Consider the following 21,718-nt stretch of genomic DNA (forward strand, 5'->3'; position numbering starts at 1 on the left):
CATTCTCTCACTGTTCGGCGACACTGTCGGGCACGGTCGGGGCAGACGTGCATTCGCCATCTCCGTACAGCATGATCTGTACATGGCCCGCTCATCGCACGACGCATCCGATCCGAACGCCCTGACCGGCACGGACGCTCCTCTGGACACCTCCTCCACCGCCGCGGGTCTCCCCGTCGAGCAGACCGGGCCCACGGACACCCGCCTGGCGCAGGGAAAGACGCCCGACGGCGTCAAGCACACCCGTGCGGCGGCGCTCTACACCGGTCTCGTGGTGGGCGCGATCATCCTGGTCGTCCTGATGGTGTTCATCATCCAGAACCTCGACAGCGTCCCGATTCACCTGTTCGGCTGGACGTTCGACCTGCCCATCGGCATCGGCATGCTCCTCGCCGCGGTCGCCGGTGCGCTCGTCATGGCCACCGCGGGTGGAGTGCGCATCCTGCAGGTCCGCCGGGCCGCCAAGCGCAAGTAGTTTCTCGGCCGCCGTCGTGAGCGATCTCACGTCGCGGCCGTCGGTGTTCCGTCGCGCACGTGAACACTATTGACACAACCTTCACGTGTGGTTGTCTGCCGTGCACAGTGGTGGTCGAACGGTACGAGTCGCAGCTCGACGCGACCCACGAGCGACACACCGAGCGAGGACTGCACACGTGACGACCTTCCTGGAGAACCCCGTGCTATCTGGAGTGGCCGCCGACAAGGCGCGCTCGTGGCTTCTCGTTCCTGCGAGCAAGCCGGAACTCTTCACCCCGGCCGCGGAGTCCGCCGTCGACGCCGTGATCCTGGACATCGAGGACGCCGTCGCACCGGGCGCGAAGCCCGCCGCACGCGATGCCGTCGTGTCCTGGCTCCGTGCCGGCGGCCGCGCCTGGGTACGCATCAACGACGCCACCACGCCGTACTGGGCCGACGATCTCGACGCGCTGCGCGGCATCGACACCCTCGAGGGCGTCATGCTCGCCAAGACCGAGAGCGGAAGCCAGGTCGAGGCCACCGCCGACCGATTGGGTCACGGTTGCCGGATCGTGGCGCTGGTGGAGTCGGCCATGGGTCTCGAGGCTGCCCCCGAGATCGCGCGCGCCGAGGCCACCTTCCGCCTGGCGTTCGGCAGCGGCGACTTCCGGCGCGACACCGGCATGAGCGACGACCCTATTGCGATGGCCTACCCGCGCGCCCGGCTCGTCGTGTCGAGCCGCGCCGCCCGGCTTCCCGGCCCCATCGACGGCCCCACCCTCGCCGTCAACGACAGCATGCTGAGCCGCGACAGCCAGCTCACCGTCTCCATGGGCATGACCGGCAAGCTGTGCATGCACTCCGATCAGGGCCCCATCGTCAACCGCGAACTCGCACCCAGCGCTGCCGATGTGGCGTGGGCTCGGGACGTCATCGCCCAGCTCGGTGAGGACGGCTCCGGCGTGCGCGACGGCAGCGACCTCCCCCGCCTGGCCAAGGCGAAGAAGATCACCGCTCAGGCCGCGGTCTTCTCGATCGGCTGACGGTCACCGCTCGACGTACGCGGCGAGGTGTTCACCCGTGAGGGTGGACCGTGCCGCGACCAGGTTCGCGGGTGTTCCTTCGTAGACCACGGTGCCACCGTCGTGCCCGGCGCCCGGTCCGAGGTCGATGATCCAGTCCGCATGGGCCATCACGGCCTGGTGATGCTCGATGACGATCACCGACTTCCCGGCGTCCACCAGCCTGTCGAGCAGGGCGAGCAACTGCTCGACGTCGGCGAGATGCAGTCCCGTCGTGGGCTCGTCGAGGACCAGGATGCCGCCCTTGTCCCCCATGTGCGTCGCCAGCTTCAGCCGCTGACGCTCGCCGCCGGACAGTGTGGTCAGCGGCTGACCGATCTTGAGATAGCCCAGGCCCACGTCGTTCAGCCGGGTCAGGATTCGATGCGCCGCCGGTAGCGCAGCGTCACCGCCGGCGAAGAACTCCTGTGCCTGCGCCACCGACATCGCGAGCACCTCGCTGATGTCGCGGCCGCCGAGGTGGTACTCGAGGACCGAGTTCTGGAACCGTCGGCCCTCGCACAGCTCGCACACGGTGGCGACTCCGGCCATCATCGCGAGGTCGCTGTAGATCACCCCGTTGCCGTTGCACGTCGGGCACGCTCCCTCCGAATTCGCGCTGAAGAGAGCCGGCTTCACTCCGTTGACCTTGGCGAAGGCCTTCCGGATCGGCTCGAGGAGGCCCGTGTAGGTCGCGGGGTTGCTGCGCCGCGAGCCGCGGATCGCGCCCTGATCGACGGCCACGACGTCCTCGCGGCCCGAGAGCGAGCCGTGGATCAACGAACTCTTGCCCGACCCGGCGACCCCGGTCACGACCACCAGGACACCGAGGGGCACGTCGACGTCCACCGACTTCAGGTTGTGCGAATCGGCGCCGCGGATCTCCACCGCTCCGGTCGACGTGCGCACCGCGTCCTTCACCGCGGCGCGGTCGTCGAAGTGCCGGCCCGTGATGGTGTCACTCGTCCGCAGCCCCTCGACGGTGCCCTCGAAGCACACCGTGCCACCGGCCGTTCCGGCGCCGGGTCCGAGATCGACGACGTGGTCGGCGATGACGATCGTCTCGGGCTTGTGCTCGACGACGAGCACCGTGTTTCCCTTGTCGCGCAACCGGATCAACAGATCGTTCATGTTGGCGATGTCGTGGGGATGGAGTCCGGTGGTGGGTTCGTCGAAGACGTAGGTGACGTCGGTGAGCGACGATCCGAGGTGTCGGATCATCTTGGTGCGCTGCGCTTCACCACCGGAGAGCGTGCCCGCCGGCCGGTCGAGACTCAGATAGCCCAGTCCGATCTCCCGGAACGAGTCGAGGGTGTCTCCCAGCGAGGTGAGCAGCGGGGCCACGGACGGTGCCGACACTCCGCGGATCCACGTCGCGAGATCGCTGATCTGCATGGCGCACGCGTCGGCGATCGACACGCCGTCGATCTTCGAGGACCGTGCACCCTCGTTGAGCCGCGTGCCGTCGCACTCCGGGCACACGGCGAAGGTCACCGCGCGTTCGACGAACGCCCGGATGTGCGGCTGCATCGCGTCGACGTCCCTGGACAGGAACGACTTCTGGATCTGGGGAATCAGTCCGGAGTACGTGAGATTGATGCCGTCCACCTGGATCTTGGTCGGCTCCCGGTACAGCAGGTCCTCGCGCTGGCGCTTGGTGAACTTCGCGATGGGCTTGTCCGGATCGAAGTAGCCGGAGCCGCGGAAGATCCTCCCGTACCACCCCTCCATGCTGTAGCCGGGGATCGTGATCGCACCCTCGTTGAGCGACTTGCTGTCGTCGAAGAGCGCCGTGAGGTCGATGTCGGAGACGGAGCCGCGCCCCTCGCACCGCGGACACATCCCTCCGGTGATGCTGAAGGTGCGCTTCTCCTTCGTCTGACGTCCGCCCTTCTCCACCGTCACCGCTCCCGCACCGGAGATGGACGCCACGTTGAACGAGAACGCCTGCGGGGAGCCCACGTACGGCTGTCCGAGACGGCTGAAGAGAATGCGCAGCATCGCGTTGGCGTCGGTGGCGGTACCGACGGTGGACCTCGGATCGGCGCCGAGCCGCTGCTGGTCCACGATGATGGCCGTCGTCAGACCGTCGAGCAGATCCACGTCGGGCCGCGCGAGACTGGGCATGAACCCCTGTACGAACGCGCTGTACGTCTCGTTGATCATGCGCTGGGACTCGGCGGCGATCGTGCCGAACACCAACGAACTCTTGCCCGATCCGGACACGCCGGTGAAGACCGTCAGACGGCGCTTCGGGAGGTCGACGCTCACGTTCTGCAGAGTGTTGACTCTCGCCCCCTGCACCCGAATGACATCGTGGGTGTCGGCGACGTGCCGTGCGGTACTCGACTTCGTGGCCATGGCTGATGTCCTTCGTGGTGCAGCGAACGGGTCAGCGGACACGGTAGCCGGTGCGCATCGGGGCTGCTTCTCGATTTCTGATCGCCGACGCGGCGGCTCAGGCCGTCTCGAGTCCGTGCGGTCTGCGACGAGTGTGCACCCGGTATCCGACCTCGACGGACGTGCCGGTGAGCTGCCGCAGCGCGCGAGCGGCCACCCGCGGCGAGAACTCGATTCCCAGCACCGCAGCGGCCTCCTCGCGGTCCGCGAACGACCACCGCGTCCGAACCCGGCGCAGGTCGAAACCCTGCGCGGCGAAGAATCGTTCGACTGTGAGGGGGTCGTAGTGCGGCAGGTCACGGCGCATCCATCCTCCGTACGGATCGACCGTGGCGTCGAGATCCACCACCACCACCACACCCCCGGGGCGCAGGACGCGCATGGCCTCGGTGATGCCCGGCCCGCATCCCGGCCCGAAGAAGTAGGCCGTCCTGGCGTGCACGACGTCCGCCGAGCAGTCCTCCAGCGGCAGCCGATCCGCAGTCCCCCGGAGCACCCGCACAGCGGAGCCCGCGACCCGGTGCCGAGCACGCTCGATCAGTGGTGGGTGTGGTTCGACACCGACCACGGACCGTGCCTCGCGGGCGAACAGAGGCAGATGGAATCCGGTTCCGCATCCGACGTCGACGACGTCGCGTCCCGCCCACGGCGTGAGATCCCGCAACACCGCCTCGATCTCGCCGGTGACGTCCTGGGCGCGATTCTCGGCCTCGTACACGTCGGGCCAGTTCCAGATGTTCGGACTGGCGATCACGCCGTCGCGACCGGGCACAGGATCAGACGAAGATCGTCAGAACGATCCACGTCACGAGAATGCTGGGCAGAACGGAGTCGAGGCGGTCCATCAGTCCGCCGTGACCGGGAAGCATCGTCCCCATGTCCTTGATCCCGAGCTCCCGCTTGACCTGCGACTCGACCAGGTCGCCGAGCGTCGCGGAGAAAACGATGAGCACGCCCAGCAGGGCCCCCACGAACGGGTTCGCGTCCAGCAGGAACGTGACGGTGAGGACGCACCCGACGACACTGAAGAGCAGCGATCCGCCGAGCCCCTCCCAGGACTTCTTCGGGCTGATGGCCGGCGCCATCGCGTGCCGTCCGAACAGGACTCCGGCCGCGTAGCCGCCGACGTCCGAACACACCACCGCGATCATGAGCACGAGGACGCGCGAGCCGCCGTCGTCCTCGAGGGTCAGCAACGCCGCGAACGCACCGAACAGCGGCAGCCACGACAGGACGAAGATCGAGATCGCGCAGTCGCGCAGGTAGTTCTTCGGTGCCACGTCCAGACCACCGGACAACAGGCGCCAGACCATCGTGACAAGTACCGTCGCGGCGAACGCACTGAGCGCGCCCAGTGCGCCGAACGGCCACGCGAGCCAGATCATCGCCTGACCTCCGAGGATCACCGGGATCCGGGGCACGGAGATGTCGGACTCCCGCAGCCGCTTCGTCACCTCCCACGAGGCGACGGCGACCGCGGCCGCGGCGATGCCGATGAACACGAGCGGAACCAGGACCAGGACGACGATGAGCGACACGCCCAGTGCGCCGCCGACCGCGATCGCCGCGGGGAGGTCGCGGCCCGCCCGCGAGGTCTTCGGGGCGGGATCGGCGGTCGAACCGTTGTCGGCCGATACGGACACTGCTTCTCGTTTCACTTCATCTGGGCCACCGGGACGTGCGGAGGTCACACCTCCATCAGTTCCGCTTCCTTGTTCTTCACGATCTCGTCCACCTGCGCCACGTACTTCGCGGTGGTCTTGTCGAGCTCGGCCTCCGCACGCGTGACCTCGTCCTCGCCTGCCTCGCCGTCCTTCTGGATGCGCTTGAGCTCGTCCATCACCTTGCGGCGGACGTTGCGGATGGACACCTTCGCGTCCTCACCCTTGCTCTTGGCCTGCTTGACGTACTCGCGGCGCCGCTCCTCGGTGAGCTGCGGGATGGAGATCCGGATGATGTGTCCGTCGTTGGACGGGTTGAACCCCAGGTCCGAGTTGCGGATCGCAGTCTCGATGGGCCCCAACTGGGCCTGCTCGTACGGCTTGACGATCACCATGCGCGCCTCGGGCACGTTGATGCCCGCGAGCTGGGTGATGGGGGTCAGCGAGCCGTAGTACTCGACCACGATCTTCGAGAACATCCCCGGGTTCGCGCGACCCGTCCGAATGGACGACAGATCGTTCTGCGCGACCGTGACGGCCTTTTCCATTCTCTCTTCGGCGTCGAAGAGCGCTTCGTCGATCACGACCGTTCCTTCCGAAAACCTCGAGTGTGCAGCGACTGCACGTGGTGACTCACTTGACCAGGGTTCCGATCTTCTCACCCGACACCGCTCGCGCGATGTTTCCCTCGGTGAGCAGATTGAAGACCATGATCGGCATCCCATTGTCCATGCAGAGGCTGAAGGCTGTGGCATCGGCCACCTTCAGCCCCTTCTCGATGACCTCGCGGTGCGAGATCTCGGTGTACATCGTGGCGGTCGGATCCTCGCGCGGGTCCGCGGAGTAGACCCCGTCGACACCCTTGGCCATCAGCACCACTTCCGCGCCGATCTCGAGCGCACGCTGCGCCGCCGTGGTGTCGGTGGAGAAGTAAGGCATGCCCATGCCGGCTCCGAAGATGACCACGCGCCCCTTCTCGAGGTGGCGTTCGGCGCGCAGCGGGATGTACGGCTCGGCGACCTGGCCCATGGTGATGGCCGTCTGCACGCGCGTGGTGATGCCCTGCTTCTCGAGGAAGTCCTGCAGGGCGAGGCAGTTCATGACGGTGCCCAGCATGCCCATGTAGTCGGAGCGGGACCGGTCCATACCGCGCACCTGGAGCTCGGCTCCGCGAAAGAAGTTCCCGCCGCCGATGACGACGGCGACCTGGACACCCGAACGGACGACGTCCGCGATCTCCTCCGCCACCTTCTGCACCACGTCGGGATCGAGCCCGACCTGGCCACCACCGAACATCTCACCGCCCAGTTTGAGCAGCACTCGGGAGAATCCGGTGCGGGCGGGCGACGACTCGGTCATGAAGGCTCCTGTCCGTGGGGCGTGTGCGGGTCGGTGTCCGCACGACACTGTTGCGCCTGATCTTGCCCCATGCGTCGGCACGGGGCGCACATGACTGTGCCGTCCACCCATCGGGGTGGACGGCACGGTCATGACGTCACTCGGGTGTCACGAGGCTCAGTTGGAGCCGACCTCGAAACGCACGAAGCGCGTGATGGTGACTCCGGCGTCGGCGAGAAGAGCCTTGACGGTCTTCTTGCTGTCCTGGACCGAGGACTGCTCGGTCAACACGACGTCCTTGTAGTAGCCGTTGACGCGACCCTCGATGATCTTGGGCAGTGCCTGCTCGGGCTTGCCCTCCTCGCGGGCGGTCTGCTCCGCGATGCGGCGCTCGCCCTCGACGATGTCGGCGGGGACCTCGTCGCGGGTGACGTACTTGGCCTTGAGCGCGGCGACCTGCATCGCGGCGCCGCGAGCGGCCTCGGCTGCGGCCTCGCCCTCACCGGTGTACTCGACGAGGACACCGACGGCGGGCGGGAGGTCCGAGCTGCGCTTGTGCAGGTAGGTCGCGACCGGACCGTCGAAGGAGACGACGCGACGGATCTCGAGCTTCTCGCCGATCTTGGCCGAGAGCTCCTGCAGTGCGGCGTCGACGGTCTTGCCGTCGAGCTGCAGCGCCTTCAGGGCGTCGACGTCGGCCGGCTTGCCCTCGGCCGCCACGTCCGCGATGGACTGCGCGAAGTTCTGGAACTCCTCGTTCTTGGCGACGAAGTCGGTCTCCGAGTTGATCTCGAGGAGGACACCGTTCTTCGCGACGACGAGACCCTCGGCGGTGGAACGCTCGGCGCGCTTGCCGACGTCCTTCGCGCCCTTGATACGGAGCTGCTCGACGGCCTTGTCGAAGTCGCCGTCGTTGTCGGCGAGCGCGTTCTTACAGTCCAACATGCCGGAGCCGGTCAGCTCACGGAGCCGCTTGACGTCGGCGGCAGTGTAGTTCGCCATCGTGGGCGAGCCTCCTTGCATTGCTCGTGGAGACGCACGGGTGATGCGTCTCGTGTGTGACGAGAGAGGGGGTGAATCAGAACGAGACCCGGTGCGCCACTAACGGGCACACCGGGTCTCGACCGTGATCAGTTCTGCGCGGTGGGAACGTCCGCGACGGGTGCCTCGGTCTCGGCGGGAGCCGCCGCACCGTTCGCGCCCTCGGCGGCCGGAGCCTCCGTGACAGGTGCGTCGGTGGTTGCCGGGGTCTCGGCAGCGGCCTGCTGCGTCGCCTCGGCGGCCGGGGAGGCCTGCGAGAGCTGCTCGAGCTCCCACTCGGCCAGGGGCTCGCCGGCACCGACCTCGGGCTTCTCGTCCATACCGGCGTTGCGGCCGGCACGCGCCTGCACGCCCTCGGCCACGGCGGACGCCACGACCTTGGTGAGGAGTGCTGCGGAACGGATCGCGTCGTCGTTGCCCGGGATCGGGTAGTCGACGACGTCGGGGTCGCAGTTGGTGTCCAGGATCGCGATGACCGGGATGTTCAGCTTGCGAGCCTCGGCGACCGCGAGGTGCTCCTTGTTGGTGTCGACGATCCAGATCGCCGACGGGACCTTGGACATGTCCCGGATACCACCGAGGGTGCGATCGAGCTTGGTCATCTCACGCGTGAGCATGAGGATTTCCTTCTTCGTGCGGCCCTCGAAGCCACCGGTCTGCTCCATCGACTCGAGTTCCTTGAGCCGGATCAGACGCTTGTGGACAGTGGTGAAGTTGGTGAGCATGCCGCCGAGCCAGCGCTGGTTCACGTAGGGCATTCCGACCCGAGTCGCCTCGGCCGCAATGGACTCCTGTGCCTGCTTCTTGGTCCCGACGAAGAGAACGGTGCCACCGTGGGCGACGGTCTCCTTGACGAATTCGTACGCCTGATCGATGTACGTCAGCGTCTGCTGCAGGTCGATGATGTAGATGCCGTTGCGATCGGTGAAGATGAATCGCTTCATCTTCGGATTCCAACGACGGGTCTGGTGCCCGAAGTGCGTGCCGCTGTCGAGCAGCTGCTTCATGGTAACGACAGCCATAGCTGCGGATCTCTCTTTCGTGTGCCGGTTGATGCGCGAGCACCGTCGATCGCCGAACCCGTGGGTCCGTCGTACCGCAGGTGTGTCGTGCCCTGGCGCTCGTCGTCCGTCGGACCTGCAGTGCAGGACCAGCCGACGAACCCGTGCTCCGGTGGAGGATCGACAGGTGCCGTTCCGTACCGAAGCGCGACGAGCGCGCGAAGTCGACCCGTGTGGACAGGCCGCAGAAGCCAGTGTACGTCCGCGACGCCGCAGGTCATAACCGGGTCGACCGCCTGTGCACGGAGGACGGTCCGTCCCCGGGTGCGGTGGCTCGACGCGGGACCACTGTCGTCGCGTTCGCAAGAGTGCGGGGATGACCTGTCTCCGCTCCGCCCGCCGTTGGTCGCCGCGTTCGGCGCTCGTGTCCGCGGCGCTGACGGCAGCCCTGCTGGCGTCCGGATCCGTAGCCGCCGCGGACACGGACGGACGCCCGTTCGACTGGCCGCTGCAGCCCCGTCCCGCCGTGGTGACCCCGTACGACCCGCCACCCGAGCGGTGGCTGCCGGGTCATCGCGGCGTCGACCTCGATGCGGGCTCCGATCCGACACACACCGTCGTCGCGGCCGGGGACGGCGTCGTCGTGTTCGCAGGTGCGGTCGCCGGCCGCCCCGTCGTCTCGATCGACCATGCCGGCGGCCTCCGGACGACGTACGAGCCGGTCACGCCCACCGTCACGGTCGGCACCCGGCTGCGACGAGGTCAGCCGATCGGTGTCCTCGAGGCAGGTCACCAGGGGTGCGGCGCCGCCTGGTGCCTGCACTGGGGAGCGCGTCGCGGCCGTGACTACCTCGATCCCACGGCTCTCGTCGACCGCGGTGTGGTGGTGCTGAAACCCCTGGCCGAGCCCGAGTGAGGCGCCTTCAGTACGCGCGGTGACGCTGCGGCGTCGACTGCGGCGCGGACGCGTGCCGGCCCTCCGCGTCGGGGAAATCGTCCGCCATCATCGCCGCCAGGTCCATGAAGGCGGCGCGCGTGCGGGGGCGCAGTCGATCGAGATCGACGACGGAGCCCTCCGCCAGATGATCGTCAAAGGGAATCACCACGACGGCGCGGCAGCGCGCGAGGAAGTGCCGGGTGAGTTCGTCCATGTCGATGCTCGCGGCGCCCGGTCGGTGGGCGCTGATGACGACGACGGTCCGCTCGACGAGGTGCGCGTACCCGTGCAGCCCGAGCCAGTCGAGGGTCGCGGCGGCGCTCTTGGCGCCGTCGACCGCCGGCGAGCTGACGAGCACCAGTGCGTGCGCCAGCGACAGCACCCCCTCCATCGCCGAGTGCATGATGCCCGTGCCGCAGTCGGTGAGGATCAGGTTGTAGTGCGCTCGGAGGGTGTCGATGACCGCGCGGTAGTCCTGTTCGGTGAACGCCTCCGACGCGGCCGGGTCACGCTCCCCCGCGACGACCTCGAGACGACTCGACGACTGGGAGGTGTGCTCCCTGATGTCGGCGTAACTCCGGATGGTCGGCCGGGCAGCGAGGAGATCGCGCACCGTGGACATCGTCTGCCGCGGGACGCGCTCCCCCAGCGTTCCGAAGTCGGGGTTCGCGTCGACGGCGATGACGTCGTCGCGTCGCAAGGAAGCGAACACCGACCCCAGCCCGACGGTGACGGTCGTCTTGCCCACCCCGCCCTTGAGGGACAGGAAGGCGATCCGGTAATCGCTGCGCAGCGGCTGTCGAATGCGGTCGATCTGGTGGCGACGCTCCGCCTCGGAGGCGACCGCACCACGGCCACCCGGTCGCCCACTGCCCAGGACGCGATCCAGGGTGCGGCGCCACCCCGGCCGAGTGGAGGACGGGGCCGGCGAGACGAAGGGCGACCCGGGTCGGCGCACCGGACTCTCCGCACCGAAGGCGGCCGAGTCGCGTCGCGGATCGGCGAGGCCCGGATGGTGCGGTGCGGGAACGTGGGACGGCGGAACGGACGGCCGAGAGAATCGCTCCGGTTCGGGCGGAGACCAGGGTCCGTTCGTACCCGCCCGGCTGCCGGGACCGGAGGAGTGCGGGCTGTCGTCTCGACGATCCACGGTCCCCACCCTCCAGTCGACGGTCTGCTCCGATTGCCGATCAGGGACGAACGGTGTGGTTCACAGCGCCGGCACGGTCACATCCCCCGTGCAGACGGTACCAAACGTGCACGAGCGTGCGAGGTGGTCGACAGGACCCGACGTCAGGCTCGCGGATGCGCCTGATCGTGGACCGCGCGCAGCCGCTCCACGGAGACATGGGTGTAGATCTGCGTCGTGGCGAGCGACGCGTGCCCGAGCAGTTCCTGCACCACGCGGAGATCGGCGCCGCCCTCGAGCAGGTGGGTCGCGGCGGAGTGTCGGAGGCCGTGCGGACCCAGGTCCGGGGCACCGGGCACGGCGGACAGCACCTCGTGCACCACCGAGCGCGCCTGCCGCTGATTCAGGCGTCCGCCGCGACGCCCCAGGAGTAGGGCCGCGCCGGAGTCCGGTGTGGCCAGGGCGGGGCGGCCCACGGTCGACCACTGCACCACCGCGTCCTCCGCGGGCGCGCCGAACGGTACGACGCGTTCCTTGTCGCCCTTGCCGAGGACGCGGAGCACCCGTCTGTCGAGATCCACGTCGTCCACGTCGAGACCGCACAGTTCGCCGACCCGGATTCCGGTCGCGTACAGGAGCTCGACGACGACCCTGTCGCGCAAGGCCATCGGATCCTGTTGCTCGGCACCGGATGTCGCGGCCGTCATCGCGTCCCGAGCGTCACGCTCACGCAGCACGCCCGGGAGCGTCCGACGCGACGGCGGTGCCGACAGTCGCACCGCCGGGTCCGCGGTGAGTGCTCCGACGGTGCACGACCACGCGGTGAAGGTGCGCGCCGAACTCGCTCGACGCGCGAGAGTCGAGCGGGACACTCCCGCGACCGACATCGAGGCGAGCCACGAGCGCAAGGAGCGAAGAGTGATCACGTCGTCGAGTGCCGCGGACGGATCACCGTGCGCGTCTCGACAGAAGCCGATCAGAGCACGGGCGTCGCCGACGTACGCGCGCACGGTGTGCTCGGAGCGGTTGCGTTGCAGAGCGAGATGCTCGGTGAATCTCGCGAGGAGCGCGAGATCGTCAGGATTCGCTGGCAGCGAGTTCTCGCTTCCAGGTGCGGAATCCCTCCTCGGTGCGGCCACGACGCCAGTATCCCGATATCGAGGCCCATTCCGCAGTCACGCCACGCTCTTTGCGGATGTACGGCCGGATCTCGTGCATCACGGACTGCGCTTCACCGTGCACGAAGACATGAGGCTGACCGGGTAGCCACTCCACCGCACGGACGGCGGCGGCCAGCGGTGAGCCACCCGGATCCTGGTCGCGGTACACCCAGCGGATGTCGGCAGAGGTCGGCGCCGCGATCTCGACGCGGTCCTCCGGACTCGCTGCTTCGAGCACCACTCGCGCGACGGCTCCCTCGGGAAGCGCCGCGAGTGCTGCGGAGATGGCGGGCACGCCCGTCTCGTCGCCGGCGAGAAGGTGCCAGTCTGCGTCCGCACGAGGCGAGTACGCGCCGGCGGGACCGAAGAACGAGAGCTGGTCCCCCGCCGCGGCGCTCAGCGCCCACGGGCCGGCGACACCCTCGTCGCCGTGGACGACGAAGTCGATGGCGACTTCGCGGGCCTGCGTGTCCACCGATCGCACCGTGTAGGTGCGCAACGTCGGCTCGTCGGCGTCACCGAAGTGCAGCTTGACGTAGCTGTCGGTGAACTCGGACGGCGCGAACTCGTCGAAGTTCGCACCGCCGAGCACCACGCGCACCATGTGCGGGGTGAGCCGCTCGGTGCGGAGAACGGTCAGGGTGGTCAGTCGTCGCGCCACAGGGCACCTCCATCGGGTACGGGCCTTGCCGCCGGTGGGGCGCAAGACGTGGTTAGCCTACCCTAATTCGCCGACCGGCCCCACGACAGGTCAGTGCGCGGCGTCGTACGCGTCCTGGATCTCCTGGCTGATGCGCCCGCGGGTGCTGACCTCGAAGCCGTTCTCCTTGGCCCACGCCCGCACGTCCTGCAGATTCTGGCGGCCCTTCTTCGGCGCCGCGGCGGACCCGTTCCGGCGAGACTTCTTGCCGCCCACCTTCTCCGCGTGTTCGATCCAGAATGCGAATTGGTCGTACAACTCGTTGGCGTGCTTGCTGTTGAGATCGATCGAATAGGACACGCCTCCGACCGCGAACTCGACCGTCTCGCCCTGCCCGTCCTTGATGAGTGAACCGTCGACATCGTCGATCATTTGGACGGTGGTGCGTCGTGCCATTGTTCTGCGCTCCTCGATACCGGGTGGAGAAAGAATTTCCTCCAAGATAACAGCCGAGATGGCCGACATCGTGACACCGACCCGACGCCGCCCTGAAAGCATCCGAATCACGACATCTCGGTCGTGAATTCGACGACCTGTTGTTCGTGACCGACACGGGACGATCGGGCTCACCGCGGTCACCGGTACTGTGACGAACGCATACTCGACGCGGCCACTCCCGTCGACGTCGGCCACGAAGGGTTCACGGATGACCGCACAGAGTTTCTCGGAAACGCGTGCCGTGTCGTCGACGACGAGACCGTCCGGTTCGCTGACCTTCGTCGATCTCTTCAGCGGTGCGGGCGGAATGAGTTGCGGCTTCGCACGACACGGTGCGTTCGAGGTCGTCGGTGCGGCGGACGCACAACTGGGTAAACCGAGCAGTGCGCGCGGATCTCTCGAATGCAATGCGTCCTACGAGGCGAATATCGGAACGGTGCCGCACGCCGTGGATCTTTCCGCTGTCACCGGGGCCGAGTTGGCGCGACTCTTCGCCCCTCGTCTGAACGAACGACCACTCGACGTACTCAGCGCGTGCCCGCCGTGCACCGGCTTCTCTCGTGCAAATCCTCGAAATCATCTCACCGACGATCCACGCAATTCGCTCGTGACCCGTGTCGCCGACTCCGTCGAGGCTCTGCGCCCGATCGTCCTCGTCATGGAAAACGCACGAGAATTGGTCGGCGGTAATTTCCGTGGTCATCTCGACGCGTTGGCTCTGCGGTTGGATCGCCTCGGCTACGACGTCGATGCCTCGGTGCACATGCTCAGTTCGGTCGGCTTACCGCAACGACGCGAGAGATCCCTGGTGGTCGCGGTGCGGCGCGATCACGAATTGCACACTCTTTCCGAATTGTGGGAGGGCACGACCATCGCACCGGAGGCGATCACGGTGCGTCGCGCGATCGGCCACCTGCCCCGCGTCGAGGCCGGTGAGACGGCGTCCGGCGATCCGATGCACCTCTCGCCCAGCATCGGTCGTGAGTCGACCCGCCGCCGCCTCCACGCCCTCCCCCACGACGGCGGTTCCTGGCTCGACCTCAGGTCCGCCCCCGGCGGCGACGACCACCTGACGCCCGCGATGCAGCGCCTCGTCGCCGCCGGGCGCCTGGGGTCGCACCCCGACGTCTACGGCCGACTGTGGTGGGACCGTCCCGCGCCCACCGTCAAACGGGAGTGCGCCCACTTCGGCAACGGCCGCTACACCCACCCCGAGCAGGACCGGCTGTGCACGGTGCGAGAGTTGGCCCTGCTGAACGGTTTTCCGGACGACTACGTGTTCCGCGCGCGATCGCTGTCGAACATGTACCGCCACATCGGGGACGCGGTACCGCCGCTCGTGTCCGCTCAGCTCGCCGCGCTGTGCACCTGGATCATCAGCGGCGTCAAGCCGGACCTGCGCGACGCGATCCTGCCCGGCACCTCCCTGCGGGCAGAGGACCTGCTCCCGGCACAGCCCTCACCGGATCTTCTCGATGCGCACCCATCCCGCCTCGTCGCGGCCGGCGTGTCCCTCGATCTCGAGGACCACCAGCGCTGACCGCACCGCCGACACGGGCACGCCGGAGTCCACGGACAGTTGCTGCACCGTTCGGGCTCCCGTGGCCGGGAACGCGTCCAGCACGCGGGCGGGAGTCTGCGGCAGGCGATCGAGATCGCGGCCGAACAGGGCGTCCCGGTCGTCGTCGTCCTCGACACCCGCACCCACCGCACCCGCCTCGGCCACCACGTCCCGGGCACCCGTCACCAGACGCGCTTCGCCCTCGCGGATCATCCGGTGGCACCCCGTCGACGACGCGGACGTCACCGGCCCCGGTACCGCCATGACCGGTCGCCCCAGTGCCCGTGCCCACGACGCCGTGTTACGCGCCCCGCTGCGCCATCCCGCCTCGACCACGACCACGCCGTCACACAGTGCGGCCACCAGCCTGTTGCGGGAGAGGAAGCGGTACCGGGCGGGTGGTGTGCCCGGCGGATACTCCGACACCACCGCACCCGTCTCCGACACTCTCCGCAGCAGACGCTCGTGCCCCGCCGGGTACGCCCGGTCGACGCCGCACGCCAGCACCGCCACCGTGCAGCCGCCCACGCCCAGCGCGGCGCGATGCGCCGCACCGTCGATGCCGTACGCGCCGCCGGAGACCACCGTCCACCCGTCCACGGCCAGGTCTCCCGCGATCTCACCCGTCACGTGCTCCCCGTAGCTCGTCGCGGCGCGCGTTCCCACCACGGCCACCGCCCGCTCCGTGGACGACGCCACCGGCGCCGGACCCACCACCCACAACGCCAACGGCGCACCGCCGTCGCGAGTGGGCAGAGCCCCGTCCGGCCGCTCGAATCCGAGGAACCGCCAGGCGGGCCACTCCTCGTCCGACGGCACCACCAGTCGACCGTCCATCGCAGCCATCAGGTCGAGGCTCGCCGCGGCGGTGTCGAGATGTGCCCGCGCCGACACGCGGTCCCACACCGCCTTCGGAACGTCCCCGGTGCGCATCGTCGCCGCGGCGTCCACCACTCCGCGCGAGGCAATGAGCTGCTCGACGGCGCGCGACGGACCCTGCACCACCGTCGAGACGTACGCCCACGCCAAGGTCTCCGGATTCTCCGCTCCACTCACACGCCACTCCCCTGTTCGCGAAAACTCATCGCCGACGCCACGCACTCGGGTCCCGGAGACATCCGCCCCTCGAGGTCGCCGAGCGTCCAGGCCAAGCGCAGGATGCGGTCCGCGCCCCGCGCCGTGATGCCACCGCGCCGCAGCGCCCGTTCGATCGGGATCAACGCCTCGCGTTCGAGCCGAAAGCGCTGTCGCAGTGCCGATCCGGGTACTTCGGCATTGGTCTTCCAGCCGAACTCGGACCACCGTTCCGCCGCCGCCTGCCGCGCTGCCGTCACTCTGCCGCGCACCACCTCGGTCGTCTCCCCCACGTCGTCGGTCAACATTCCGGTCGCAGCGGGCTGCATCGACAGCCGCAGGTCCACCCGGTCGAGCAGTGGTCCGGACAGCTTGCCGAGGTAGCGCCGACGGGCGTTCGGCGCACACACGCAGTCGGCGGTCCGCGGCGAGGCGCACGGACACGGATTGGCCGCCAGCACCAGTTGGAAGCGAGCGGGATAGCGGGCGACCCCGTCGCGCCGCGCGATGCGCACCTCGCCGTCCTCCAGCGGGGTACGCAGTGCCTCCAGCACGCGCACCGACATCTCGGCGCACTCGTCGAGGAAGAGCACGCCGTGGTGCGCCCGGCTCACCGCACCCGGTCGCGCCATGCCGCTTCCGCCGCCCACCAGTGCCGCCACCGAGGTGGTGTGATGCGGCGCGATGAACGGGGCGGTGGTGATCAACGGACACTCCGCCGTGAGTGTCCCCGCGACGGAGTGCACCGCCGTCACCTCCAGGGCCTGACCCTCCGTCAGCGGCGGCAGCAGGCCGGGCAGCCGACCCGCGAGCATCGTCTTGCCGATACCGGGCGGTCCCGTGAACATCAGATGGTGTGCGCCGGCGGCCGCGACCTCGAGAGCCCAGCGTGCTTCGGACTGTCCGACCACGTCGGCGAGATCGCCGTACCGGGGCTCCGGACCCGGCCGTGTCGGCATCGGTTCCGGGAGCGTGCACCGGTGCGAGAGCCACTCGATCACCTGCCTCAGATGCGCGGCCCCGAGGACCTCGATCCCGCCCACCAGGCCCGCCTCGGCGAGGCTGTCCTGCGGCACCACCACGCGGGTCCATCCCGCTCCGCGTGCGGCGAGCACGGCGGGAAGGACCCCTCGCACGCTCCGCACCCGCCCGTCGAGTGCCAGCTCACCCACCAGCACCGTCGAGGCCAACAGACCCGGCGGCACCACCTTGGCGGCGCCGAGCACCGCGCACGCCAGTGCCAGGTCGTACACGGATCCCACTTTCGGGAGTGTGGCCGGCGACAGCGCGAGCACCACCTTGGACGCGGGCCAGCTCTGGCCGGAGTTGTTCACCGCGGCCCGCACTCGGTCCCGTGACTCCTGCAGCGCCGCATCGGGGAGTCCGACCACGTGCACGCCCGGCAGGCCCCGCCCCACGTCGGCCTCGATCTCCACCAGGATGCCGTCGATGCCCGTGACGGCGACCGAGAACGTCCGTCCCAGGGCCATCAGAACGCCGCCCTCAGATGCGAGAGCAGAGGCCCCCGGCCGTCGGCGATCACGACCTCCACGACGTCGAACCGCACCGGCACCCACGGACCGGACCGCTCGGCGAGCCACAGCCCGGCCAGCCGGTGGATGCGCTGCGCCTTCGCCGGTGTGACCGCCTCGGCCGGAGTGCCGTACCCGTCGCCGGAGCGGGTCTTCACCTCGACGAACACGACGGTGTCGCCGTCCACGCCGATGATGTCGACCTCGCCGTGCCGACACCGCCAGTTGCGGTCGAGAATGCGCAGACCCACCGTCGTCAGATACGACGCGGCAGCCTCCTCGCCCGCTCTGCCCATTTCCGCGTTCGTCGCCATGGCTCCCCTCGCCGACCCGGTGCCCGGTGGTGGGCACACCCGGTGTCGGAGCACGACTGTGCAGGCACGCGGCGACCGTGCCGCGGCGCCGACCTGCGGCCGCAGAAAACCCGGGGACGACGCTCGACCCGGGGATGACGGACCACCGAAACCCCCTGTTGCGCGGCGCTCGGCCCTGGGGTTTGCGATGATCGGGTCATGAACACTGCACGCGACTCGTCGGCGAGCGGGACGCCGTCCGGCAGTGAGTTCCTTCTCCGCCGCGTGCCGGACGATCGGCGGCCCGCTCACCCTTATGCACTGCTGTGGACGTCGAACGATGCGCTGGGTCGGGAATCGACCAGGGAGGTGGGGTGCGGCGACTACTCGTGGGCGCTACGGACGGCACGCATCCTGTCCATTCCGCGCGCGTCGATCGAGCACGACCAGTGCGGCGGCGTGGACGACGGCTACGAGGGGTGGCACCTCAACGCGCGGATCCTGGGAACGGATCAGCGCTGATTCACTCGGGAAGTCCCCGTCACTCAGGAAGTCCCCGTCACTCAGGAAGTCTCAGATCCGGCTTGTCGAGTTCCTCGATGTTGACGTCCTTGAACGTGATCACCCGGACGTGCTTGACGAAGCGCGCGGGTCGGTACATGTCCCACACCCACGCATCGGACATCCGCACCTCGAAGTAGATCTCGCCGTCCGCGTTCCGCGGGATCATCTCCACCGAGTTCGCGAGATAGAAGCGACGCTCGGTCTCCACCACGTAGGTGAACTGGCCGACGATGTCGCGGTACTCCCGGTACAGCGACAGTTCCATCTCGGTTTCGTACTTCTCGAGATCCTCGGCACTCATGCCGCCATCATCGCGCATCGGCGCCCTCGTGTTCCCATCGACCCCGCTCCTGCGGCGACACCGTCGGTGCGGCGCCGGCATCCTCGAGGCAGGCGACGTTCGACCACGAGCGACGGTGCTCCCGGCTCGCCCCGAGACGGGCGAGGGCGTCCGTGTGCAGCGTCGTGTTGTAGCCCTTGTGTACGGAGAAGTCGTAGCCGGGAATGTCTCCGTCGAGTGAGCGCATGATGCGGTCGCGATGCACCTTGGCGAGCACGCTCGCGGCGGCGATACAGGCCGCGGTGGCGTCACCACCGATCACCGGGAGTGACGGCGCGGGAAGCCCGGGCACCCGAAAACCGTCGGTCAGGACGTACCCGGGGTCGACCGACAGTCCGGCGACCGCGCGGCGCATGCCCTCGATGTTGGCGACGTGGATACCGATGCGGTCGATCTCGGCCGCGGGGACGGTGACGATCGAGTATGCCGTCGCCCAGCGGATCACCTTCGGAAACAACGACTCCCGCGTCTTCTCGCTCAACTTCTTCGAGTCGTCCAGAAGGTCCAGCGCGGCGCGGGCGCGATCGCCCAGGATGCACGCGGCGATGACCAGTGGGCCCGCACAGGCGCCACGACCCGCTTCGTCCACGCCCGCCACGGGCCCGAGACCCGACCGGAGAAGTGCCGACTCCATGGTGCGCATACCACCCGCACGCCGGATGACGGTGCGCGGCGGCCACGACGTCCGGGAGAGCCGCGTGGTCGACTTCATGGGCCCCGAACTCACTGCCCCTGGATGTCCGGATCGTCGATGAGACCCCAGCGACCGGGCGGCAGCACGATGGCCTGCGCCTTGCCGATCACGTTGTCCAGCGGGATGGTTCCCTGCAGTTCGTCGGCGACGTGGAAGCGCGAGTCGGCGGAGTTGCTGCGGTTGTCACCCATGACCCACACGTTGCCCTCGGGCACGGTGACGGGCCCGAAGCACCGCCCGGAACGGATCGGGGTGTCGCACGTGAGCGTGCCGGGCACGAAGTCGAAGTCCATGGTGATGTACGGCTCGTCGAGCGGCTTGCCGTCGACGAGAACGCGTCCCTGCTCGTCGCAGCACTCGACGGTCTGACCGCCGGTGGCGATGACGCGCTTGACCAGATCGTTCTCGTCCGGTGCGACCAGGCCGACGAGGGATCCGAGTTCCTGGGCGCCGCGGACGACGACGTTGGACGACCGCGTGGAGACGTAGTCGCCGTCCCAGGACGGCGGTCCGCGGAACACGACGACGTCACCGGCCGTCGGATCGCCGAAGCGGTACCCGATCTTTTCCACGACGATGCGGTCACCGGTGCAACCAGTGCAGCCGTGCAAGGTCGGCTCCATCGATTCCGAGGGGATCAGGTACACCCTCGCGACGAAGGTCTGCAAGAGGAAGCTGAGCACCAGGGCGACCAGGATGAGAATCGGGAGCTCACGCCAGAAGGACCGTGGCTTCTTGGTTCGCTGCGCCTCGTCGTTGTCGTCGCCCGCGCGCTCGTCCGTCACGGGTCAAGATTAGCGGCAGCGCCGCGGTGCAGAACGGCCGGGACGCAGAACGGCCGGACACCGGGGAACGAGTCCCCTGTGTCCGGCCGTCCAGCGAGTGGAACGCCGAAGATCAGCGCTTCTCCTTGATCTTGGCTGCCTTGCCGCGCAGCTCGCGCAGGTAGTACAGCTTCGCGCGACGCACGTCACCGCGGGTCAGCACGTCGATCTGGGCGATGTTCGGGGTGTGGACGGGGAAGGTGCGCTCCACGCCGACGCCGAAGGACACCTTGCGGACCGTGAAGGTCTCGCGGATGCCGCCACCCTGACGCCGAATGACGACGCCCTTGAAGATCTGCACGCGCTCCTTGGAGCCCTCGATGACCTTCACGTGCACGTTCAGTGTGTCGCCCGGGCGGAACTCGGGAATGTCGCTGCGCAGCGACTGCTTGTCCAGGAAATCCAGGGTGTTCATGGTTCATCCTTGCTGTGACGAGATCTCGAGCAGAGGACCCGAGCGGCTGCCGTCGGCGGCTGCCGTCGACGCTCGACTGGTTCGTACTCCGAATAGGTGTCCACCGGATGCCGGGCATGCGAGTAGCACGCCCGGTGTCAGGCAACCCCACGATTGTGCCAGAGAACCGGTGCCCGACGAAATCGGCCGGATCAGCCCGCGCCGACCGATTCGCGATCGGGGCGCGACTCCCCCGGCGCCGGCGCCGGAAGGACGATGCGATCGAGTTCGTCCTCGGCAGCGGCGCGCACGTGCGCGACGTCGGGCGTGCCCGCGATGGCGTCCTGCATCCAGATCTTCGCGCGGACGACGGGACGGCGCAGGTTGCGCTCGCGCCGCAGGGCCTTCTCCATCCGCCGTGGGCGTCGGGTGTAGCGCCAGCGCGCCCAGGGTGACCCCGGCCGGCCGATCCGGATCGCGCCGATCACGAGCAGCGGCAGGAAGAACAGGCCGACGAGCCCGGTCCAGATCTTGCCCTTCGCGAGGACGATCGCGGCGAGGAGGAGATTGAGCGCGGCCAGGACGACGATGATGCTCCGCACCGCGACGCTGGGATCGTCACGGAAGCCGGCGACGTCGAAGAACTCGAGCGGTTTGAGACCGAACAGCAGCATGACGGTGGCGGCCACGGCGACGAAGACCGCATCGACGGAGGTGCGGCCCTGCTCGGCCCAGTACACGTCCTCCAGATAGAAGATGAGCGCGAACTCGTCGAGTACCAGTGCCGCACCGATACCGAAGAACGCCGCGAGCGCCGCGCCCGTGGTCTGGGTGCCGTCGACGTACACGGTGATCATCGCGATACCCGAGACCAGCATGGCGACCACACCGAACACGACGTGATGCACGTGGTGTCCGCCCGGCGTGACGTTGCCCGGCCACCAGGACACCTGCGCGCGGATCATGCGGACGCTGAACCGGATGAAGACGAACCCGGCGATGAACCCGACGAGGAAGAACAGCAGCGGGATGCGCCCCTCGTCGGAGACGTGGTGCATCCACCGCTCCATCGCAGCGCCTTCCTGCCGTGCCCGTCCTGTGACGAGGAAGTCTATCCGCG

General features: G+C 68.5%; 24 protein-coding genes. 5 read left to right on the top strand and 19 right to left on the bottom strand.

Features of this window, described 5'->3' with window-relative positions; translation table 11 throughout:
• Positions 1–82 precede the first annotated feature (82 nt).
• Both HQ314_RS02540 and HQ314_RS02545 read left to right on the top strand, forming a co-directional pair.
• Positions 83–475 (top strand): lipopolysaccharide assembly LapA domain-containing protein, encoded by a 393-nt coding sequence (locus HQ314_RS02540; protein ID WP_027505043.1) that lies wholly within the window; start codon positions 83–85, stop codon positions 473–475.
• Positions 476–653: 178 nt separating this feature from the next.
• Complete coding sequence (locus HQ314_RS02545; RefSeq protein WP_222649206.1) at positions 654–1,499, top strand: CoA ester lyase; 846 nt, start codon at positions 654–656, stop codon at positions 1,497–1,499.
• A gap of 3 nt (positions 1,500–1,502) precedes the next feature.
• Here the strand turns inward: HQ314_RS02545 and HQ314_RS02550 are convergent, their stop codons facing one another.
• The 7 genes from HQ314_RS02550 to rpsB form a co-directional block, all read right to left on the bottom strand.
• Positions 1,503–3,878 carry an excinuclease ABC subunit UvrA gene (locus HQ314_RS02550; RefSeq protein ID WP_222649207.1) on the bottom strand — a complete coding sequence of 792 codons (2,376 nt, stop codon included), beginning with the start codon at positions 3,876–3,878 and terminating at the stop codon, positions 1,503–1,505.
• Between the two features lie 97 nt (positions 3,879–3,975).
• Positions 3,976–4,671 (bottom strand): class I SAM-dependent methyltransferase, encoded by a 696-nt coding sequence (locus tag HQ314_RS02555; RefSeq protein WP_027505040.1) that lies wholly within the window; start codon positions 4,669–4,671, stop codon positions 3,976–3,978.
• Positions 4,672–4,693: 22 nt separating this feature from the next.
• The gene (locus HQ314_RS02560) at positions 4,694–5,560 is read right to left on the bottom strand and encodes a phosphatidate cytidylyltransferase (protein ID WP_037185291.1); all 867 of its coding nucleotides are present in this window, start codon (positions 5,558–5,560) and stop codon (positions 4,694–4,696) included.
• 44 nt (positions 5,561–5,604) lie between these two features.
• The gene (gene frr / locus HQ314_RS02565; RefSeq protein WP_027505038.1) at positions 5,605–6,162 is read right to left on the bottom strand and encodes a ribosome recycling factor; all 558 of its coding nucleotides are present in this window, start codon (positions 6,160–6,162) and stop codon (positions 5,605–5,607) included.
• A 49-nt stretch (positions 6,163–6,211) separates the two neighbouring features.
• Positions 6,212–6,937 carry a UMP kinase gene (gene pyrH, locus HQ314_RS02570; protein ID WP_027505037.1) on the bottom strand — a complete coding sequence of 242 codons (726 nt, stop codon included), beginning with the start codon at positions 6,935–6,937 and terminating at the stop codon, positions 6,212–6,214.
• A gap of 156 nt (positions 6,938–7,093) precedes the next feature.
• Positions 7,094–7,918 carry a translation elongation factor Ts gene (gene tsf, locus HQ314_RS02575; protein WP_027505036.1) on the bottom strand — a complete coding sequence of 275 codons (825 nt, stop codon included), beginning with the start codon at positions 7,916–7,918 and terminating at the stop codon, positions 7,094–7,096.
• Between the two features lie 128 nt (positions 7,919–8,046).
• The gene (gene rpsB, locus HQ314_RS02580; protein ID WP_222649208.1) at positions 8,047–8,979 is read right to left on the bottom strand and encodes a 30S ribosomal protein S2; all 933 of its coding nucleotides are present in this window, start codon (positions 8,977–8,979) and stop codon (positions 8,047–8,049) included.
• A gap of 355 nt (positions 8,980–9,334) precedes the next feature.
• Here rpsB and HQ314_RS02585 point away from each other — a divergent pair, with 355 nt between their 5' ends.
• Positions 9,335–9,874 (top strand): M23 family metallopeptidase, encoded by a 540-nt coding sequence (locus HQ314_RS02585; protein ID WP_222649209.1) that lies wholly within the window; start codon positions 9,335–9,337, stop codon positions 9,872–9,874.
• A 7-nt stretch (positions 9,875–9,881) separates the two neighbouring features.
• On the opposite strand, the gene HQ314_RS02590 is transcribed toward HQ314_RS02585, so the two are convergent.
• The 4 genes from HQ314_RS02590 to HQ314_RS02605 all read right to left on the bottom strand — a co-directional run bounded on the left by HQ314_RS02590 (position 9,882) and on the right by HQ314_RS02605 (position 13,280).
• A complete protein-coding gene (locus HQ314_RS02590; RefSeq protein WP_051613248.1) occupies positions 9,882–10,853 on the bottom strand; it encodes a MinD/ParA family protein in 972 nt (323 codons plus the stop codon).
• 335 nt (positions 10,854–11,188) lie between these two features.
• Positions 11,189–12,118, bottom strand: a complete 930-nt coding sequence (locus tag HQ314_RS02595) for a tyrosine recombinase XerC (protein ID WP_027505033.1) — start codon at positions 12,116–12,118, stop codon at positions 11,189–11,191.
• Positions 12,102–12,845, bottom strand: coding sequence for a siderophore-interacting protein (locus HQ314_RS02600; RefSeq protein WP_027505032.1), 744 nt, complete (start codon positions 12,843–12,845; stop codon positions 12,102–12,104). Before HQ314_RS02600 ends, HQ314_RS02595 begins: the two co-directional genes overlap by 17 nt.
• A 90-nt stretch (positions 12,846–12,935) precedes the next feature.
• Positions 12,936–13,280 carry an Lsr2 family protein gene (locus HQ314_RS02605; RefSeq protein WP_027505031.1) on the bottom strand — a complete coding sequence of 115 codons (345 nt, stop codon included), beginning with the start codon at positions 13,278–13,280 and terminating at the stop codon, positions 12,936–12,938.
• Positions 13,281–13,530: 250 nt separating this feature from the next.
• Between HQ314_RS02605 and HQ314_RS02610 the strand changes: the two genes are divergently transcribed.
• Entirely contained in the window at positions 13,531–14,862 is a 1,332-nt protein-coding gene (locus HQ314_RS02610; RefSeq protein ID WP_222649210.1) for a DNA cytosine methyltransferase, read from the top strand.
• Here the strand turns inward: HQ314_RS02610 and dprA are convergent.
• The 3 genes from dprA to HQ314_RS02625 are packed head-to-tail and all read right to left on the bottom strand — an operon-like array spanning position 14,782 to position 17,803.
• On the bottom strand, positions 14,782–15,939 hold the full coding sequence (dprA, locus tag HQ314_RS02615) for a DNA-processing protein DprA (protein WP_235578930.1): 1,158 nt from the start codon (positions 15,937–15,939) through the stop codon (positions 14,782–14,784). The two genes, HQ314_RS02610 and dprA, sit on opposite strands and share 81 nt — an antisense overlap.
• Complete coding sequence (locus HQ314_RS02620; RefSeq protein ID WP_222630764.1) at positions 15,936–17,447, bottom strand: YifB family Mg chelatase-like AAA ATPase; 1,512 nt, start codon at positions 17,445–17,447, stop codon at positions 15,936–15,938. The genes dprA and HQ314_RS02620 overlap by 4 nt, the downstream gene beginning before the upstream one ends.
• A complete protein-coding gene (locus tag HQ314_RS02625; RefSeq protein ID WP_027505028.1) occupies positions 17,447–17,803 on the bottom strand; it encodes a YraN family protein in 357 nt (118 codons plus the stop codon). The genes HQ314_RS02620 and HQ314_RS02625 overlap by 1 nt, the downstream gene beginning before the upstream one ends.
• Before the next feature lie 198 nt (positions 17,804–18,001).
• On the opposite strand from HQ314_RS02625, the gene HQ314_RS02630 reads away from it, so the two are divergent.
• Positions 18,002–18,304, top strand: a complete 303-nt coding sequence (locus tag HQ314_RS02630; protein ID WP_222649211.1) for a hypothetical protein — start codon at positions 18,002–18,004, stop codon at positions 18,302–18,304.
• Positions 18,305–18,341: 37 nt separating this feature from the next.
• On the opposite strand, the gene HQ314_RS02635 is transcribed toward HQ314_RS02630, so the two are convergent.
• The 5 genes from HQ314_RS02635 to HQ314_RS02655 form a co-directional block, all read right to left on the bottom strand.
• Positions 18,342–18,647, bottom strand: coding sequence for a DUF2469 domain-containing protein (locus HQ314_RS02635; protein ID WP_027505026.1), 306 nt, complete (start codon positions 18,645–18,647; stop codon positions 18,342–18,344).
• Positions 18,648–18,654: 7 nt separating this feature from the next.
• Complete coding sequence (locus HQ314_RS02640) at positions 18,655–19,398, bottom strand: ribonuclease HII (RefSeq protein ID WP_056445340.1); 744 nt, start codon at positions 19,396–19,398, stop codon at positions 18,655–18,657.
• 11 nt (positions 19,399–19,409) lie between these two features.
• Entirely contained in the window at positions 19,410–20,165 is a 756-nt protein-coding gene (gene lepB, locus HQ314_RS02645) for a signal peptidase I (RefSeq protein ID WP_222630753.1), read from the bottom strand.
• A 112-nt stretch (positions 20,166–20,277) separates the two neighbouring features.
• Positions 20,278–20,619, bottom strand: a complete 342-nt coding sequence (gene rplS / locus HQ314_RS02650) for a 50S ribosomal protein L19 (protein WP_027505024.1) — start codon at positions 20,617–20,619, stop codon at positions 20,278–20,280.
• Positions 20,620–20,810: 191 nt separating this feature from the next.
• The gene (locus HQ314_RS02655) at positions 20,811–21,668 is read right to left on the bottom strand and encodes a hypothetical protein (protein ID WP_222649212.1); all 858 of its coding nucleotides are present in this window, start codon (positions 21,666–21,668) and stop codon (positions 20,811–20,813) included.
• Between the last annotated feature and the right edge of the window lie 50 nt (positions 21,669–21,718).

The sequence above is a fragment of the Rhodococcus sp. BP-332 genome, from assembly GCF_019836065.1.
Lineage (GTDB): Bacteria > Actinomycetota > Actinomycetes > Mycobacteriales > Mycobacteriaceae > Rhodococcoides.

Excerpts from the sequence above, each read along its gene's own strand:
- HQ314_RS02635 (WP_027505026.1), bottom strand. The coding sequence starts at position 18,647 with ATGAGTGCCGAGGATCTCGAGAAGTACGAAACCGAGATGGAACTGTCG.
- rplS (WP_027505024.1), bottom strand. The coding sequence starts at position 20,619 with ATGAACACCCTGGATTTCCTGGACAAGCAGTCGCTGCGCAGCGACATT.
- rpsB (WP_222649208.1), bottom strand. The coding sequence starts at position 8,979 with ATGGCTGTCGTTACCATGAAGCAGCTGCTCGACAGCGGCACGCACTTC.
- HQ314_RS02620 (WP_222630764.1), bottom strand. The coding sequence starts at position 17,447 with ATGGCCCTGGGACGGACGTTCTCGGTCGCCGTCACGGGCATCGACGGC.
- HQ314_RS02605 (WP_027505031.1), bottom strand. The coding sequence starts at position 13,280 with ATGGCACGACGCACCACCGTCCAAATGATCGACGATGTCGACGGTTCA.
- pyrH (WP_027505037.1), bottom strand. The coding sequence starts at position 6,937 with ATGACCGAGTCGTCGCCCGCCCGCACCGGATTCTCCCGAGTGCTGCTC.
- HQ314_RS02640 (WP_056445340.1), bottom strand. The coding sequence starts at position 19,398 with ATGAAGTCGACCACGCGGCTCTCCCGGACGTCGTGGCCGCCGCGCACC.
- HQ314_RS02585 (WP_222649209.1), top strand. The coding sequence starts at position 9,335 with ATGACCTGTCTCCGCTCCGCCCGCCGTTGGTCGCCGCGTTCGGCGCTC.
- HQ314_RS02610 (WP_222649210.1), top strand. The coding sequence starts at position 13,531 with ATGACCGCACAGAGTTTCTCGGAAACGCGTGCCGTGTCGTCGACGACG.
- tsf (WP_027505036.1), bottom strand. The coding sequence starts at position 7,918 with ATGGCGAACTACACTGCCGCCGACGTCAAGCGGCTCCGTGAGCTGACC.
- HQ314_RS02655 (WP_222649212.1), bottom strand. The coding sequence starts at position 21,668 with ATGGAGCGGTGGATGCACCACGTCTCCGACGAGGGGCGCATCCCGCTG.
- HQ314_RS02550 (WP_222649207.1), bottom strand. The coding sequence starts at position 3,878 with ATGGCCACGAAGTCGAGTACCGCACGGCACGTCGCCGACACCCACGAT.
- HQ314_RS02630 (WP_222649211.1), top strand. The coding sequence starts at position 18,002 with ATGAACACTGCACGCGACTCGTCGGCGAGCGGGACGCCGTCCGGCAGT.
- HQ314_RS02540 (WP_027505043.1), top strand. The coding sequence starts at position 83 with ATGGCCCGCTCATCGCACGACGCATCCGATCCGAACGCCCTGACCGGC.
- HQ314_RS02625 (WP_027505028.1), bottom strand. The coding sequence starts at position 17,803 with ATGGCGACGAACGCGGAAATGGGCAGAGCGGGCGAGGAGGCTGCCGCG.